Origin of the sequence: Aliarcobacter vitoriensis (genome assembly GCF_048320235.1) — a bacterium.
GTDB lineage: Bacteria > Campylobacterota > Campylobacteria > Campylobacterales > Arcobacteraceae > Aliarcobacter > Aliarcobacter vitoriensis.
In genome coordinates, this window is the sequence record NZ_CP182882.1 from 2,226,581 (window position 1) to 2,242,972 (window position 16,392).

The 16,392-nt window shown below is 26.7% G+C and carries 20 protein-coding genes; 11 read left to right on the forward strand and 9 right to left on the reverse strand.

What is annotated here, in order from left to right:
* Window positions 1-33: 33 nt before the first annotated feature.
* Both ACNSOS_RS11060 and ACNSOS_RS11065 read right to left on the reverse strand, forming a co-directional pair.
* On the reverse strand, window positions 34-1,323 hold the full coding sequence (locus ACNSOS_RS11060; protein ID WP_418185335.1) for an FCSD flavin-binding domain-containing protein: 1,290 nt from the start codon (window positions 1,321-1,323) through the stop codon (window positions 34-36).
* Between the two features lie 16 nt (window positions 1,324-1,339).
* On the reverse strand, window positions 1,340-1,636 hold the full coding sequence (locus ACNSOS_RS11065) for a c-type cytochrome (protein ID WP_418185336.1): 297 nt from the start codon (window positions 1,634-1,636) through the stop codon (window positions 1,340-1,342).
* A gap of 372 nt (window positions 1,637-2,008) precedes the next feature.
* Here ACNSOS_RS11065 and ACNSOS_RS11070 point away from each other — a divergent pair, with 372 nt between their 5' ends.
* The 3 genes from ACNSOS_RS11070 to ACNSOS_RS11080 all read left to right on the forward strand — a co-directional run bounded on the left by ACNSOS_RS11070 (window position 2,009) and on the right by ACNSOS_RS11080 (window position 5,388).
* On the forward strand, window positions 2,009-2,329 hold the full coding sequence (locus ACNSOS_RS11070; protein ID WP_418185337.1) for a cytochrome C: 321 nt from the start codon (window positions 2,009-2,011) through the stop codon (window positions 2,327-2,329).
* A 63-nt stretch (window positions 2,330-2,392) separates the two neighbouring features.
* The gene (locus ACNSOS_RS11075) at window positions 2,393-4,009 is read left to right on the forward strand and encodes a DUF3373 family protein (protein WP_418185338.1); all 1,617 of its coding nucleotides are present in this window, start codon (window positions 2,393-2,395) and stop codon (window positions 4,007-4,009) included.
* Window positions 4,010-4,122: 113 nt separating this feature from the next.
* Window positions 4,123-5,388: a Y-family DNA polymerase gene (locus ACNSOS_RS11080; RefSeq protein ID WP_418185339.1), complete on the forward strand. Its 1,266-nt coding sequence runs from the start codon at window positions 4,123-4,125 to the stop codon at window positions 5,386-5,388.
* 61 nt (window positions 5,389-5,449) lie between these two features.
* Here the strand turns inward: ACNSOS_RS11080 and ACNSOS_RS11085 are convergent, their stop codons facing one another.
* Genes ACNSOS_RS11085 through ACNSOS_RS11095 form a run of 3 tightly spaced genes read right to left on the reverse strand, consistent with a single transcriptional unit; the run spans window position 5,450 to window position 6,474 of the window.
* On the reverse strand, window positions 5,450-5,818 hold the full coding sequence (locus tag ACNSOS_RS11085) for a hypothetical protein (RefSeq protein ID WP_418185340.1): 369 nt from the start codon (window positions 5,816-5,818) through the stop codon (window positions 5,450-5,452).
* Window position 5,819: 1 nt separating this feature from the next.
* Window positions 5,820-6,251 (reverse strand): hypothetical protein, encoded by a 432-nt coding sequence (locus ACNSOS_RS11090; protein WP_418185341.1) that lies wholly within the window; start codon window positions 6,249-6,251, stop codon window positions 5,820-5,822.
* Between the two features lie 19 nt (window positions 6,252-6,270).
* Entirely contained in the window at window positions 6,271-6,474 is a 204-nt protein-coding gene (locus ACNSOS_RS11095) for a hypothetical protein (RefSeq protein ID WP_418185342.1), read from the reverse strand.
* Between the two features lie 98 nt (window positions 6,475-6,572).
* On the opposite strand from ACNSOS_RS11095, the gene ACNSOS_RS11100 reads away from it, so the two are divergent.
* From ACNSOS_RS11100 to ACNSOS_RS11110, 3 genes are all read left to right on the forward strand, one after another.
* Window positions 6,573-6,827: a helix-turn-helix domain-containing protein gene (locus ACNSOS_RS11100; protein WP_418185343.1), complete on the forward strand. Its 255-nt coding sequence runs from the start codon at window positions 6,573-6,575 to the stop codon at window positions 6,825-6,827.
* 65 nt (window positions 6,828-6,892) lie between these two features.
* On the forward strand, window positions 6,893-7,447 hold the full coding sequence (locus ACNSOS_RS11105) for a TetR/AcrR family transcriptional regulator (RefSeq protein WP_418185344.1): 555 nt from the start codon (window positions 6,893-6,895) through the stop codon (window positions 7,445-7,447).
* 52 nt (window positions 7,448-7,499) lie between these two features.
* Window positions 7,500-8,012, forward strand: a complete 513-nt coding sequence (locus ACNSOS_RS11110; RefSeq protein WP_418185345.1) for an HPP family protein — start codon at window positions 7,500-7,502, stop codon at window positions 8,010-8,012.
* Window positions 8,013-8,036: 24 nt separating this feature from the next.
* On the opposite strand, the gene ACNSOS_RS11115 is transcribed toward ACNSOS_RS11110, so the two are convergent.
* Genes ACNSOS_RS11115 through ACNSOS_RS11125 form a run of 3 tightly spaced genes read right to left on the reverse strand, consistent with a single transcriptional unit; the run spans window position 8,037 to window position 10,247 of the window.
* Entirely contained in the window at window positions 8,037-9,005 is a 969-nt protein-coding gene (locus tag ACNSOS_RS11115; protein ID WP_418185346.1) for an aldolase catalytic domain-containing protein, read from the reverse strand.
* Between the two features lie 47 nt (window positions 9,006-9,052).
* Entirely contained in the window at window positions 9,053-9,862 is an 810-nt protein-coding gene (locus tag ACNSOS_RS11120; protein WP_418185347.1) for a ribonuclease HI, read from the reverse strand.
* Window positions 9,863-9,869: 7 nt separating this feature from the next.
* Window positions 9,870-10,247, reverse strand: coding sequence for a DUF302 domain-containing protein (locus tag ACNSOS_RS11125; protein ID WP_418185348.1), 378 nt, complete (start codon window positions 10,245-10,247; stop codon window positions 9,870-9,872).
* Window positions 10,248-10,358: 111 nt separating this feature from the next.
* On the opposite strand from ACNSOS_RS11125, the gene ACNSOS_RS11130 reads away from it, so the two are divergent.
* On the forward strand, window positions 10,359-10,700 hold the full coding sequence (locus ACNSOS_RS11130; RefSeq protein WP_113894197.1) for an ArsR/SmtB family transcription factor: 342 nt from the start codon (window positions 10,359-10,361) through the stop codon (window positions 10,698-10,700).
* 2 nt (window positions 10,701-10,702) lie between these two features.
* The gene (locus ACNSOS_RS11135) at window positions 10,703-12,799 is read left to right on the forward strand and encodes a heavy metal translocating P-type ATPase (protein WP_418185349.1); all 2,097 of its coding nucleotides are present in this window, start codon (window positions 10,703-10,705) and stop codon (window positions 12,797-12,799) included.
* Between the two features lie 30 nt (window positions 12,800-12,829).
* Here ACNSOS_RS11135 and ACNSOS_RS11140 read toward each other — a convergent pair whose 3' ends face one another.
* The gene (locus tag ACNSOS_RS11140) at window positions 12,830-14,023 is read right to left on the reverse strand and encodes an ATP-binding protein (RefSeq protein WP_418185350.1); all 1,194 of its coding nucleotides are present in this window, start codon (window positions 14,021-14,023) and stop codon (window positions 12,830-12,832) included.
* Between the two features lie 161 nt (window positions 14,024-14,184).
* Here ACNSOS_RS11140 and blaOXA point away from each other — a divergent pair, with 161 nt between their 5' ends.
* The 3 genes from blaOXA to ACNSOS_RS11155 all read left to right on the forward strand — a co-directional run bounded on the left by blaOXA (window position 14,185) and on the right by ACNSOS_RS11155 (window position 16,179).
* Window positions 14,185-14,943, forward strand: coding sequence for a class D beta-lactamase (blaOXA, locus tag ACNSOS_RS11145; protein ID WP_418185351.1), 759 nt, complete (start codon window positions 14,185-14,187; stop codon window positions 14,941-14,943).
* Window positions 14,940-15,788, forward strand: coding sequence for an aldose 1-epimerase family protein (locus tag ACNSOS_RS11150; protein ID WP_418185352.1), 849 nt, complete (start codon window positions 14,940-14,942; stop codon window positions 15,786-15,788). Before blaOXA ends, ACNSOS_RS11150 begins: the two co-directional genes overlap by 4 nt.
* 187 nt (window positions 15,789-15,975) lie before the next feature.
* Window positions 15,976-16,179 carry a hypothetical protein gene (locus ACNSOS_RS11155; protein ID WP_418185353.1) on the forward strand — a complete coding sequence of 68 codons (204 nt, stop codon included), beginning with the start codon at window positions 15,976-15,978 and terminating at the stop codon, window positions 16,177-16,179.
* The last annotated feature ends 213 nt before the right edge of the window (window positions 16,180-16,392 follow it).

Below are 16,392 nucleotides of genomic sequence, written 5' to 3' on the forward strand. Positions count from 1 at the left end.
TTTAAAACCCAGATTTCTCTGGATTTTAGATTTTTAGTTATAAAAAATATCTTCTGTTTGACTTTTATACCAAGAGTAAGCATACTGTGCTTCAAGTTCTCTAATAAATCCTTCATCATGATCTGGACTTACTCCTCCTGCACCTTGAACACTTTCTATATGATCATCGTGTGCATTATAAACAGCTGCAATTGATATACCATAAGTTGGGTTTAACAAGCTATAACAAGTATTAGCAAGCTTTGGAGGATTTATTGGTTCTTGATTTTTCAAAAATCTTGCTATTTGTAAAGCTACAACTTTACCTTGTGTACTTGCACTAAATGCTGATTTTGGCATAGGTTGAGCTATTGAAGCATCTCCTATTACGTGAACATCTTTTACAAGCTTTGATTCAAATGTTTTTGGATAAATTGGAGCCCAATCACCTTTTACAATAAGACCAGAATCAAATGCCAATTTACTAGCTTTTTGATTTGGAATATAGTTTAAAACATCAGCTTGTATCTCTTCATCTTCTGTTACAACTATCTTCTTAATAGGATCAACACTTACAACTTTTCCTCCAAATTGTGCAGCTCTCCAATCAATTAGGTCACCATAAAGTTCTTTCCAACCATTTGTAAATAATGCTTGTTTAGAGAATTTATCTTTTTGGTCTAAAACTATTATTTTAGAGTTAGGTTTATTATTTTTTATATAGTGTGCTACAAGTGAAATTCTTTCATATGGACCAGGAGGGCATCTAAAAGGATCAGCAGGAGCAACCATTACAAATGTTCCACCATCTTTCATATTTTCAAGTTGTTTTTGAAGTAATATAGTTTGTTCTCCAGCTATTACCGCATGTGGAGAATATTTTTCACCTTCTTTTGTGTAACCTTTTTCATATTTGAAATCAATCCCTGGAGATACAACACATTTTGTGTAAGTTATAATCTGACCATTTTCTAAAATAACACTATTTGTTGCTCCATCAATTTTTTTCACTTCTTGATACACAACATTTATATTGTGTTTTTTAGATAATGTTTTTAAATCTTGTTTTATAAAGTCCATTTTTTCCATACCAGCAATAACTGCATTGCTAAATGGACAAGTATAGTATTCTTTATTTTTCTCAATTAAAACTATCTCAACTTCAGAGTCAAATTTTCTCAAATATCGAGCAGTTGCAGCTCCACCAAATCCACCACCAACAATAACAACTCTTTTTTTGTTTGCTGGAAATGATACACTACTACTTGATAAACTATTACAAGCAGTCAAAGATAGAGCAGTTGCTCCTAAAAGTAACTTATTAAAATTTCTTCTATTTAACATTTTTTATCCTTTTTGCTTATTTAACTTTTGAAAAGTAGTAAGATAGTTGTTCTAACTCTTCATCTGTGAAACCTTTTGTATGTTTCGTCATCATATATGTATCTGTTCTTTTACCTGTTTTAAAATCAAGTAAAGTTTTGTACAAATAATCTTTGTCTAAACCAGCAATATACGGGAATGTTGAATTTGATTTTCCATCAGTTCCATGGCAGTTTGCACACGATAAAGATAGCATCTGTCCTCTTTGTGGATCATAATCTACCGCAAAAGATAGACTTGATAAGCATAAAAATAAAAACGCAAGTTTTTTCATCTTCTCTCCTAAATTTTAGTAATACAAGGTTAATGATAATGTTTTTTTCTTAATAAAAGATTAAATTCAATACATATCATTATAATAATTTATGAAATATTTATAAATAAATATTATTAATTTATCGCAATATTTTATTAAAATAATATTTATTTAGTTTTTAAGTATTTATTAATAATAAAAAATTAGAATATTTATAATATAAGTTAAAATTATTTATAATATTTATAAAAACTTCTTATATGTACTGTAAATACGAACTTTATTTAATAAAATAAATATTCAATTATTTCAGAATTTATCTATATGTTTTATATGAATTTTATTTTTTGTAGTTATAATTCTTTCACAAAATAATTTAAGGAGTTTAATATGAAAATATTAAAAGTGTTAGCAGTAAGTAGTTTAGTTTTAGGATTTACAACATCTTCATTATTCGCAGATGTAGATAAAGGGCAAAGAAGTTTTGTGAAATTTTTAAAAGAACCTTGTGGGATGGATGGAACAGATTTTGCAGCTAAACATACGCAAGATGATTGGGAAAATATATCAAAAGAAGGAAAGTTTGCAGAAGAGCTTAATAAACTTTGTCCAACTGCAAAGTCTAGTGATATAAGTGAAAAAGACAAAAAAGACATTATGGATTTTTTAATTCACTATGCAAGTGATTCAGGAAATGCTCCATCTTGCTAAATAACTTTAAATTACGAATTTATCGTTATTTTGATTTAAAATAAACTATATTAAGAGAAAGTTATGAAAAAAAAATTAATAGTATTATCTGTTGTTACAGCACTTGCAACAACTTCTTTTGCTTCTGATATCAATAAAGAGATGTTAGAACAAATAAAGGCTTTAAAATCACAAATTGAAGCCTTAGAAAAAAAGGTAGCTTTGCAAGAAACTAAAGATAAAGAACTTGAAACAGTAGTTTCAAATATAGCCCCAACACAAAATATTCAACAATCAGTTGTTAATATTGATGAAAAAAGAATTGAAAATATAGAGAAAAAGCTCAATTCTGTTCAAAAAACAGCAACAGATGCAAAAATACAAAGTGCAAATGATAATTTGAAATGGGATGTTGATTTTAGAACACAAGTTGATAATATCCAATACAAACATGTTGATGGAAGTCATTCTAAAAATAAATCACTTTTAACGAACAGATTGTGGTTAGGTGCAAAATATAAAGCAGATGATAACTCATCTTTTATTGGAAAATTGTCTTATAATAAAGCTTTTGGAGATTCAGCAGATCATTCTCAATCAAATACAAATCCAGGTTATGCAAATTTTGATTGGGTAACAAATGAAAATGCAAATGATAACTCACTAAAGGTAAAAGAGGCTTATTGGTTATATCAGGATAAAACAATTTTTGGTGCTGATACTCCTTGGTCTATTTCAATAGGAAGAAGACCATCAACAGATGGTTTACCTATCAATCTTAGAAATGATCAAAAAGAAAATTCACCACTTTCTCATGTCGTTGATGTTGAATTTGATGGCTTTTCATTTAAAGTTGATACAGAAAATATATTGGGCCTTACTGGTTCTTGGTTGAAAATTTGTGGTGGGAGAGGATTGACAAATGCAACTCCAAGATTTGATATGTTTAAACCAGCATATTCAAAAGATGAAGATAAAAATGTTGATGTTGATATGTTAGGTTTTATAGCTGTTCCGTATGATAATGGGCAATATTCAGTACATCTTAACTATGCTCATACTTGGAATTTAATAGGATTTGATAATCAATCAATGAGTAATTTTAATAATGCTTATGGGCAATATAAAATGAGTCCAGATGCAAATACAGCGTATAATTTACAAATGAATAAACCATCATTTCAAGATGTTGGAGATATGGATTTTGTAACGGCACTATTTATGACAAATGGTATAGGAAATGAAATATCTGATTATTTGGATAATACAACAGCCTTTGCTTCATTTGCTATGAGTAGAACAAATCCAAATTCAAAAGGAATGTTAGGCTCAACTGACTCTGAAACTGGTTACTCTGTATGGTTAGGAGTAAATGCACCTTGTCCTATTACTCCAGATAGTGCCAAAATTGGATTTGAGTGGAATAAAGGAAGTAAATATTGGCGTTCTATGACTTATGGTGAAGATACTTATGCTGGAAGTAAAATAGCTGTTCGTGGTCAAGCTTTTGAAATATATAGAACACAAAAAATTACTAAGGCTATAAGTTTTGGATTAAGTTATGTTTATATGGATTATGATTATACAGGTTCTAACTCATTCTTTGGAGCCGATGGAACGCCTGTCAAAATCTCAGAAGCTGAAGGAAGTGCAGTTAAAGAAGCACAAGATATTAGAGCTTATGTTAGATATAGATTTTAAATAAAAAGGTGAATTTCACCTTTTTATATTTTATATGAAATTTTAAATTAGTAAAAATATAACAATTTGTAATCTTTTTTGAACAATTTAAAATTTTTAAGTAAAATTCTCTTATGTTTATTCACTTAGATTTAGATTGTTTTTTTGTATCTGCTCATAGAACTTTAGATAAAAAGTTACTTAATATTCCAGTTGCTGTTGGAGGAAGAAGTAATACTGATATTTTCTCTTCAAAAAAAACTATAAGAACTATTTCTGTAAATCGTGCAGCTTTTTCTAGCAAAATATTAAGTAGTAATGAAGAAGTAGATTCAAAAGATTATTTTATTGATGAGAATGGAAGAATAAGAGGTATTATAACAACTTGTTCTTATGAAGCAAGAAAGTTTGGAGTAAAAACTGCAATGAGTGTGAATGAAGCTTTAAGGCTTTGCCCACATTTAAAGATGGTGATACCAAATTATAGTTTATATGATGAATTGTCTCAAAAGCTAAAAGCTATTTTAGAAGATGAAATTCCTATAATTGAACAGTTTTCAATTGATGAATTTTTTGGAGATTTAAGTGGTTATATAGATGAAAATGAAGTTTTAGATTTTGCATTTAAGCTTAAAAATAGAATTTTATCTGAACTTCAACTCCCAGTTTCCATAGGTATTTCAAAAACAAAATATTTATCAAAACTATTTACAGAATTTGCCAAACCAAATGGTATAAAATATATTAAAAGTGAAGATATACAAGCTTTTACAAAAGACATTCCAATAGAGAAATTTACAGGAATCGGAAAAGCCTTTTGTAATAGATTAAAGGGGTACAATATCAATACTTTAGGAGATATAAGAAAGAATCAAAAACTTTTTTATTCTTGGGGAAAAATAGGAGAGGATACATATAATCGTGTTTGTGGGATAAGAGATAATACTTTAACAATCCAAAGAGAAAGAAAAAGTCTTGGAATAGGGAGAAGTTTTGATGCTATTTTTGATAGAAGTGAGTTAAGAAGGCGGGTTATGATTTTATCTCGATATCTTAGTTTTATTATCAAAAAAGAGCAAGTAAATCCACTATCTTATTCAATTTTAATTAGATATGAATTTGGTGTAAAATCTAAAAATTCTATAAATGTTTCAAAACTTTTCAATGAAATAGATTTTAAAAACTATATGATAAAACTTTTTGAAGATACAGACTTACATAGAACACATGGTATTTTGCAATTATATATTACAGTTTTTAATTTTTCCAAAACCAATGGCTTTACTTCAAACCTTTTTGATTATGAAGATGAAATAAAAAAAGTTGATTTAAATAATAATATACATAAATTACGAGAAAAATATGGAGTAGATATTGTAAAAAATGCTTTTGAAATATAACTATTTAAAACTAATTTTTTCTTTGTATATTTTCAATTATTGAAAATATACAAAGTTCATATTACTTAAATTCAAAACTCCAATCTCCTTGATTTGTTAAAATATCAACTTTTTTAACTCTACAACTCAAAAAAGTTATTGTCATAGATTGGTAAGAATTTAAAATTGCAGGTAATTTATTAACTTTAGAATCTGAAAATTTAATATATCCTTTATGGTCACAATCTTCTACTTTATTATTAACTATTATGTCTTTGATTTCAAGATTATCTTTTAATACAGTAACTATAAGGCTATGGTGTATAATTTGAGGATAGTTTGTATTCCTAAAAGGTTGAAGTTCCACTTGAACTTGTGGTTCACTATCACAAGCACTAAATAATAGTACTACTAAAAAAATTGCTATAAGTGATTTCAGAATATTAATCATTTTATTTGCCCTCAAATAATCTGTCATATAGATTATTTGTTATTCTTAAACTAACTAATAATATTGAAGATATTAAAATAATTTCAAAAATAAAAGCAACTTTTAACTCTTCATCTACAATAATTTCTTCAGAAAAGAATATACCAATTAAAGCAAGTAATATCAAGATAAATGTGATAACACTAAAAACCAATACAGTAGTTTTGGTCTGTTTTGCAACTTTCTTGTACTCTTCTTTATTATTGTTTTTTGTAACTTCATCATAAATTAACCACATTTTATATAAATGAGAAATAGTAATTCCTGTAAATATATATAAAGGCATACTATTAATACCTACACCCTGAAATAAAAAATATACTAAAGGAATTATCATAATGATAACTCCTGACTCTAACATTGATTTAAAAGAAAAATCTTTAATTTTATTCATAACTTATCTCCTTTTGTCATTAGATTGATCTCATTGATATTTGTTGTGCTTTTTCGTTATAAGTATAAACATAAGACCCCTTTTTTACATTTATTGTACTACTAGTATATCCCATTAATCTATCTCCATTATTTGGAAAAATCGAAATCATACCTGTTTGTTGATTTTTCTCATCATAAATATAAACATAATTACCTTTTTCCATTACATTTCCTATTGCCATAAAAGCTCCTTTGAGTTTATTTTTTAAGTAACTATAGTTACTTGTGAGAAGATTTTATTGTTTCTATACTTATAAAATAATTAACTATAGGTAAGTGAATGAAAGATTGTAGTATTACAAATGAACAAATGGAAGAAGTTTATAAAATAATAGGGCAAAATGTAAAAAGAGTGAGAACATCAAAAAATATTTCTCAACTTGCATTATCTTTAGCCATTGGTCATAAATCAGTAGGGACAATAGCTGTAGCAGAAATTTATCATAAAAATAAACATTTTAATATTGAACATTTAGTAAAAATAGCAGATGTTTTAGAAGTTGATATTTGTGAATTTTTTAAACCTATAAAATAATTTGTATAAGCTTTTTCAAAGTTTAATCTAACTAAAATTTTATCAAACAATCGTTTGGATAAAATATGGCAATTAAAAAAACATCAAAAGAAGAGATTTTACAAGAGTCTATAAAACTTTTTAAAACAAAAGGTTATTACAACTGTTCTATGGCAAATATTGCTGATGCTTGTGGGCTTATAAAAGGTAGTATTTATCACTATTTCAAAAGTAAAGATGAAATAGGAATAGAGTCTTTAAAATATATTCATAACTATTTTGTAGATAATATTTTTAGTATTGCTTACCAAATAAACTTAAGTGATTTAGAAAAAATGAAACTTTTTGTAAAAAAAACAGATGAGTATTTTTTAAATAGTAAAGGCGGTTGTTTATTAGGAAATTTAGCTTTGGAAGTTAGTAGCGAAAATTTAGAATTCAAGGAAGTTATAAAAGAGTATTTTAGTGCGTGGGAAGATGCCTTAATAAAAATACTTGAAAACAAATATGGCAGAAATGAAGCAAAAGTTCTTGCAATAGAGTATGTTTCATTAACTCAAGGTGCTATCATGATGATGAATCTATATGAAACTCCTGAAAGTTATTTAAAAGTTGGTGAAAAATTGATTAGTTTAATCTAATCTTTTTTTTGTTTTATTATTCAAACAATCGTTTGGTTTATAAAGGAAATTAATGAATAATTATCTTAAAAAATTTATTGGGCAAAAAGAAAAAATAGCTGATAGATCAACTTTAAAAGAGATATTTTTTGCTTTTATTGGGAGTTTTATAGCAATAGCAACTATTGGCTATTTTACAAAAACTTATGACAATCTCTTGGTTATGGGTTCATTTGGTGCTAGTTGTGTTTTACTATTTGGTTTTCCTAAAGTTGCATTTTCTCAACCAAGAAATGTTATTCTTGGGCATTTTATATCTTCTTTGATAGGACTGTTTTTTTTACATTTTGTAGGAAATGATTATATAAGTATGGCTTTAGCTTTAGCAACTGCAATAGCTTTGATGATGGCTACAAAAACAGTTCATCCACCAGCAGGTTCAAATCCATTAATAATATTTTTATTAGGTGCTAATTGGGATTATTTAATATTTCCAACTTTGGTTGGTGCTGTTATTTTGGTAATTGTAAGTTTGTTTTATAATAATTTGCACAAAAATAGAGTTTATCCACAGTATTGGGTTTAAATAAAAAAGGTTTTATAACCTTTTTTATTCAGTTGTTAGATTTTTATAAAACTCTCTATATTTAGTATCTTTTTCATCTCTTGCTTTCATAGCAGCTCTTGGATGTTCATTTAGTTGACCAGTTATCATATAAGGAATACTATATCCCCAATCAAGTTCTTTTTCAAGTGGAACTATATACTCTTCAATAAATTTTAAAACAGGAGTTAGTTTATATTTTGGATTTTTTAAAAAACCAATTAAAAGTTCAAGTGGACAGTTTCCTGCACCACGTCCTAGTCCTGAGATAGTAACATCAAGGAAACTTGTACCATAAATCATAGCTTCTAAAGTATTTGCATAAGCTAATTGAAGATTGTTATGTGCATGAATACCTACTTTTTTACCAGTTTTTTGTGCAAAACTTAGGTATTTTTCAGTTAATTTTTTGATTTGTTCAGGATAAAAAGAACCAAAACTATCAGCTATATAAATAACATCAACATTTGTTTTTGATAGTTGCTCTAAAACTTCATCAAGTTCATCATCAAAAGATTTTGAAATAGCCATGATATTTACTGTTGTTTCATAACCTTTTGCATGTGCATCTTCTATTAATTCAATGGCTGCAGGGATTTGGTGAATATAAGTTGCTATTCTTATCATATCAACTACACTCTCATTTTTTGGTCTAAGTTCTTCTTTTAAACTTCTTCCAATATCACTCATAACAGCGATTTTCATATTTGTTTTATTTTCACCAACAATTCTTCTTATATCTTCTTCTTTACAGAAATTCCAAGCTCCATATTCAGCTTCACTCATAATAGTCGGAGATACATTTTTCCCAATTTCCATATAATCAACACCAGCTGCAAGACAAGCTTCATAATGAGCTTTTACAAACTCATCGCTAAAATGGTAGTTGTTCACCAATCCACCATCTCTGATTGTACAATCAAAAACTTTTATATCTTCTCTAACTGATAGTATTGAACCTTTTTTTTCAACCATTCATTGTCCCTTGAATTTTAATATATAAGATATTATCAAAAAGCCACTTAATAAGATTTAAGTGATAAAACTTCTTCTATTTTTTCATAATTATATGTAGCAAAAGCTTCATTTTTCTCTTTTATAGCATTTACAGCCATTCTATCAGCTAGTTCATTTCCTTCTACTCCACTATGTCCTTTTACATGAATTATCTCTATTTTATTTTTTATTTTTTCATATAAATAGTGTGCTTCTTGGATAAGTTCAAGATTTTTTATCTCACCACCTTTTTTACTCCAAGCATTTTTCTTCCAAGAGTAAGCCCAAGTTGTAATACAATCTATTGCATATTTTGAGTCTGCAAAAATAGAGATTTTATTTTCACTTTTTGTTTGCGAAGCGATAATCAAAGCTTTAAGTAAAGCATTTAATTCAGCTATATTATTTGTACCATTTTCTATAAAAGCACCATAAAGTAAAACTGGATTTTTATTATTTGAGTAAATTGCAAGTCCACTTCCAGCATTTCCAGGGTTTCCACTACAAGCACCATCACAATAGATTTTTATATGTTCTTTTTCATCTTCTATATTTTGATTTTCTTCTTTGATTGTTGGAGTATAAACTTTTGCTTTTATATTGTTGTGTTCTAAAACTGTATGATAATTTTTTATGATTTGTTCTTGAATATTTTTAGTAAAATCACCTTTTAAAAGCATAAGTAAATTTATATCATTTTTTGATATATCTTTTTGTAGTGCCAACTCTTGCCAATTAGGATTATCTTTTGATAATCCTAAAATATTAAATTGTGATTCATTTAAAGTAGTATTATTATGAGTAATTAGTTCTAAAAAGTTTTTATCTATATTCATCTTTTGATTATTTTACTTCATCTATTATTGCTAAAAGTTGTTCTTGAACTTCTATTGCGATATCTGTTAAATCTGGATTTATATCATCTACTAATTGAGCTAAAGAGTTTAATACAATATGAGTTTGTTTATCTTTTGTATAAACTGCAATTTTACACGGTAAAATACAAGATAAAGATATATCTTCATTTAAAAAAGTTTCTGCAAAGTTTGGATTACAAATATCTACTATTTGGCACTCTTCATCAAGATTTTTCCCTTTATTTTGTAAAGTTTCTTGTAAATTGTAGATATGTTGAACTCCAAAACTATATTTTGAAGCTATCTCTTTTATAGCATTCACTATTTCTTGAACACTTTTATTTGATGTTTCTATATATTGCATAAAAATCCTTTTTATTTTTGGTGATTATATCTTTATGTAGCTTTAATAAATTTTTATATATGATTATCTGTTCATATATTCATATAATAATTTATTGGTGGAGTAATAGAAATGAAAGATAGATGTTGTGATTATTCAAAAGAGTTTGATAGAGCAAAGGAAAATTTAGTTGAGGAAGAGATACTTTATGATGTAGCAGAACTTTTTAAAGCCTTTGCTGATACAACTAGAATAAAAATAATTTCTGTTTTACAAGAAGAAGAACTTTGTGTTGGAGCAATAAGTGAACTTTTAAATATGAGCCAGTCAGCTATTTCTCATCAATTAAAAGCTTTAAAAAATGCAAAAATTATAAAATCAAAAAAAGTGGGGAAGTGGGTTTATTATTCACTCAACGATGAACATATCAAAAAAATTTATGATATGGGACTTGAACACATTACAAAAGGTTAAAAATGAAAAAAGTTAAATTAAAAAATTTGGATTGTGCCTCTTGTGCTTTAAAAATAGAAAAAGCTTTAAATAATATGGAAGAACTTTCAAATGTCAAACTCAATTTTTCAACATCAACATTGACTTTTGAGAAAAATAGCAAAGATGATTTATTGGGAAAAATAGAAAAAGAGATACAAAAAATAGAAAAAGAAGTTATTATTGTAGAAGATGATAAAAACACACAAAGAACTTTTTGGCAGCTTCTGGATAAAAAACTTCTTTTACTAACTATAATATCTATTGTTTTAACATTCATATCATATAACTATTTACCAAATGATTACAAAATTGTAGGATATTTGATAGCCTATATTTTGGTTGCTTATGATGTTTTATACAAAGCTTTTCAAAACTTCAAAACTGGAAAAATCTTTGATGAGTATTTTTTAATGTCCATAGCTACTATTGGAGCATTTTTATTGGGCGATTTTGTAGAAGGAATCTCTGTTATGATTTTTTATAAAGTAGGAGAGATGTTCCAAGGAGTTGCAGTTAATAATTCAAGAGATAGTATTAACTCTTTATTGGATATAAAGCCAGAATTTGCAAATGTACAAGAAAATGACCAAATAGTTCAAAAATCTCCCGAAGATGTAAAAATAGGAGATACGATATTGGTAAAAGTTGGAGAAAAAGTACCTGTTGATGGAGTTTTAATTGACAATAGTTCTTTTGATACAAGTGCAATTACAGGAGAGTTTAAACCAAAAACTTTAAAAGCAAATGAAAATGTTTTAAGTGGTTTTATCAATATCTCAAATGCTTCATATATTAAAGTAACATCTTTGTATAAAGATTCAACAATTGCAAAGATTATTGAATTAATAGAAAATGCAAGTTCAAAAAAGGCAAATGCAGAAAAACTTATATCAAAAATTGCTGGAGTTTACACTCCAATAGTTGTACTTCTTGCAGTACTTTTGGCATTTTTACCTTCACTTTTTATAGAAAATGCAAATTTTTCAGATTGGATTGAAAGAGCATTGGTATTTTTGGTTATATCTTGCCCTTGTGCTTTAGTTGTATCTGTTCCATTGTCATTTTTTAGTGCTATTGGTGCTATTTCTAAAAAAGGTGTTTTAGTAAAAGGTGCAAACTATGTAGAAAAATTGACTGAGATTGAAAATATAGTTTTTGATAAAACTGGAACTTTAACAAAAGGGGTTTTTGAAGTTACAAAAATAAAATCTTTTGGAATAAGCGAAGATGAACTACTTAAAAATTGTGCTTTAGTTGAGAGTTTTTCTACTCATCCCATAGGAAAATCAATAGTAAAAGCTTACAATAAAGAGTTAAATCTAAAAGAAGTTAGTTTTAATGAAGAAATAAGTGGTTTAGGAATGAAAGCAAAAGTTTTAAATAGCGATATTTTGGTTGGTAATGAAAGACTACTTGAAAAATTTGGTGTAAAATTAGAAAAAATTGAAGATAGTTTAAATGTTGTTTATGTTGCAATAAATTCAAAATTTGTGGGATATATAGTTGTAAGTGATATAGTAAAATCTGAAGCAAAAAATTTTATAGAAGAGTTAAAGAAATTGAATATTTTAAAAACTTTTATGCTAACAGGTGATAAAAAAGAAGTTGCTTTAGAAGTTGCAAAAGATTTAGGAATTGATGAGGTAAAATATGAACTTTTACCACAAGATAAGCTAAAGATTTATGAAGAAATTAAGTTTAAAACTGCTAAAACTACAGCTTTTGTTGGTGATGGAATAAATGATGCTCCAACTTTAGCAAATTCTGATATAGGTTTTGCTATGGGTGGTGTTGGAAGTGATTTAGCTATAAAATCAGCTGATGTAATAGTTTTAAATGATAATTTAAATGCGATTAGTGATGCTATAAAAATAGCTAAAAAAACAAAAACTATTGTGTATCAAAATATCATATTTGTTATGAGTGTAAAAGTTGCATTTCTAATCTTAGGAGCAGATGCAATAATTGGTATGAAAGAGGCAATTTTTGCTGATGTAGGTGTTGCACTTCTAGCAATATTTAATTCTATGAGAATTTTAAAAAATAGTGATAAAAAGGATATAAAATGCAATTTGTAAAATTAGTTATAGTTTTTGCTATTTTATCTATCAATATAAAAGCCCAAAAAGCCAAAGTGGGATTTTGTTTTTTTCCATAGTATAGTCGGTATCTATAACTAGATAACTGTTTGAAGTATCTTTGATTTGAGTGAATTTTTTATTTTTTCCACCAATTTCAAAGATATATCCATCTACACTAAAATCTCCAATATCACTATAATAAATCGTATCAAAGCAACTTGCAAAAAAAGCCTCTCTTACAGTTCCAATATCAACTTCAACACCAAATTCATCAGCAAAGGTATAAAGTAAATTTGTGTTTCCAAAGAGTAATTTCTCTGGTTTTTTTGAGATATTATTTGACTGTTTTTTGATAGGTTTAATTAGTTTTGAATTTTGTAAAATCTCCAAATATGTTGCAAGTGTAGGATGAGAAACTCCAAATTCTCTACAAAGTTCAGCTATATTTACTTTAAAAGGTACTTTTGCATAAATTAGTTTGGCTATAAATTTTTTAAAAATACTTAAGTGAGTATATTCTATCTTATTTAAAGAAGGAATATCTTCATTGATGATTTTTTCACACGCATTAAAAAGTTTATTTTTGTATTCCACTTCATCTTCTATAAAAAATGGATAAAAGCCTATTTGCAGGTATTTCAAAAAACTTTTATATAAAGTTGGATTTTCTAAGGCTAATGTGCTACTTAATGCATTGTGATTATTTAAAATATCTTCAAAAGATAGTTGAGAAATATTGATATTTTCGCTTAGTTTTAAAAACTCTCTAAAACTTAGAGGTTTTACATAACTTATCACACATCTTCTGCTTAAATCAAATTTTTCATTTAGGATATTTAGCATTGAAGAGCCACTAAATCGGATGATAAGTTCAGGAAAACTATCATATATAGTTTTTATTTCATTTGCCCAATTTTGGTATTTATGTATTTCATCAATTACGATTATTTTTCCACCAAGCTTTACAAATTCATCAGCTATATCATAAATAGAACTATTGATAATATAAACATCGTCTGCACTAAAATATAGATATTCAAAAGGCTTAAAGTTTTGTTTTAGATATTGAAGTAAAAGAGTAGTTTTCCCCACTCCTCTTTGTCCAATGAGTCCTACAAGTCTATTTTTTGAAGTAAGTTTTAAAAGATATTGTTCTCTTATAAAGTCTAAATTTACAGCAGTAATATTTCGGATTTGTTTATTTTGAATATATCTAATCATAAAATACCTTTAAATGTTTTTTATATATTAACATAAAAGTTTAAAATAGACTTTAAAGTTTTATATATAATATTTAAAATAAGTTTTAAGAATTATTTGATTTATATTAATTGAATAATATTTTGTTAGAATTCCAAAAATAGTGATAAAAAGGATATAAAATGCAATTTGTAAAATTAGTTATAGTTTTATTATTTTCAGTAAATTTAGTGGCAAATGATATAGAACTTGAAAAAATATTTAAAAAATATGGTGTTGATGGAACAATAATAATAGAGTCGTTAAATACAAAGAAAGTAGATATTTACAATGATAAACGAGCAAATACATCTTTTTCACCTGCTTCAACTTTCAAAATTCCAAATACATTGGTAGCTTTAAATGAAGGTGTTGTAAATAAAGATTCTTTGATTATTTGGGATAAAAAAATAAGAGAGTTTGACTCTTGGAATAAAAACCAAACTTTACAATCAGCTTTTAAAAGTTCTTGTGTTTGGTGCTATAAAGAGTTTGCTTCAAAAATAGGAGTTGAAAAGTATAAAGATTATTTAAAAGAACTTGATTATGGAAATAGAACAATAGGCGATGATGTTGCTGATTTTTGGTTAGATGAGAGTTTAAAAATAACAGCTTTTGGGCAAATAGATTTTTTAAAGAAGTTTTATAAAAATGATTTACCATTTAAAAAAGATGATATAAATCTTTTAAAAGAGATAATGCTTGATGAGAGTAATTTGAATTATAAAATATTTGCAAAAACTGGTTGGGAAGGAAAATATGGTTGGTATGTTGGCTATGTTGAAACAAAAACTGATGTTTGGTTTTTTGCTTTAAATATCGACACAAAAACAAAAGAAGATTTAGCAAAAAGAAAAGCTATAACTTTAGAAGCTTTAAAAATAAAAGGGATTATAGATTGAACTATGAAATAAAAAATAGTTTTATAAAAGCACAAATCAAATCTTTTGGAGCAGAATTAAATAGTTTAAAAAAGTGTGATGAAAACTTTGAGTATATTTGGCAAGGTGATATTAAATATTGGGCTAGGCACTCGCCTATACTTTTTCCAATAGTTGGAAGACTAAAAGAGGATAGTTATTTTTATAAAAATAAAAAATTCACTCTTTCTCAACATGGTTTTGCAAGAGATAAAGAGTTTGAAGTTATACAAAATAAAACTGATTTTATAGAGTTTCAACTGAAAAATGATGAAAAAAGTTTGGAGTTTTATCCTTTCTTTTTTGAGTTAAATATTGGTTATAAATTAGATAAAAATAGTTTGATTATCTCATATAAAGTGAAAAATAAAAGCGATGATATGATGTACTTTTCAATAGGTGCTCATCCTGCTTTTAATACTCAAAATGGTGATTTTTTGGAGTTTGAAGATATAAAAACTACAAAAAGATATTTTTTAGATGAAAAAGGTTTGATTTATAAAAATCAAGATTTGAAACTTGAAAATAGTAAGTTGTATTTTGATAAAGATTTATTTAAAGATGATGCTTTAGTTTTTAATGATTTTAATATCAAACAAATTACTTTAAAAAGTACAGAGAACAAAAGTATGGTAAAAGTAAAATTTGATAACTTTCCTTATTTAGGTATTTGGTCAAAACCAAATGATGCTCCTTTTATTTGTATAGAACCATGGTTTGGAATAGCTGATAAAAAAAATACAAATCAAAATATAGAAGATAAAAAAGGAATTGTATCTTTAGAAACAAATGAAGAATTTTATTGTTCTTATAGTATAGAAATTTAAAGTTTTGCTATCAAATATAAACTGTAATATTTAATGCTTACATTAAATATAATCTCATTTTTGTTACAAAAGGTAACTCCAAGCAACAAATTTGAAAATTCTTTTGTAAAAGTTGTCCATTTTTTTGAAGTTAATCGTCTTACTATATAGAGAAACAAATTCTCAAAATTAATATAAAGGGTGTAAGATGAAAAATAGAGTTTTCATGTCAGTTGTAACATCATTGATGTTAGGAAGTTCTTTTGCAAATGCAAAAAATATAAGTTTGCAAGAAGCAGTAGAGAATATAGTAAAGAGATATAATGTGAGTTATATATCAAAAGCAAATAACTTGAAAGACAAAAGTATAGATTCGCAAAAGTTAAGTTTCGGGGGGGGGGTACGGTATTAGATAGTTTAAATAGTGTATTAAATCCAAATGATTTAAAAGCTATAGAAGAAGATGGTGTAATATATATAATAGAAAAACCAAAATACCAAAACTTTGGTAATACTACTGTACTAGATGAAATTTCTGTTTCTAGTTCTAATTATAAAAATGGAACAGCTGATTCAGGCTACCTTGTAGAAGAAACAAAAGGTATCGGAATTTGGAATGATAGAA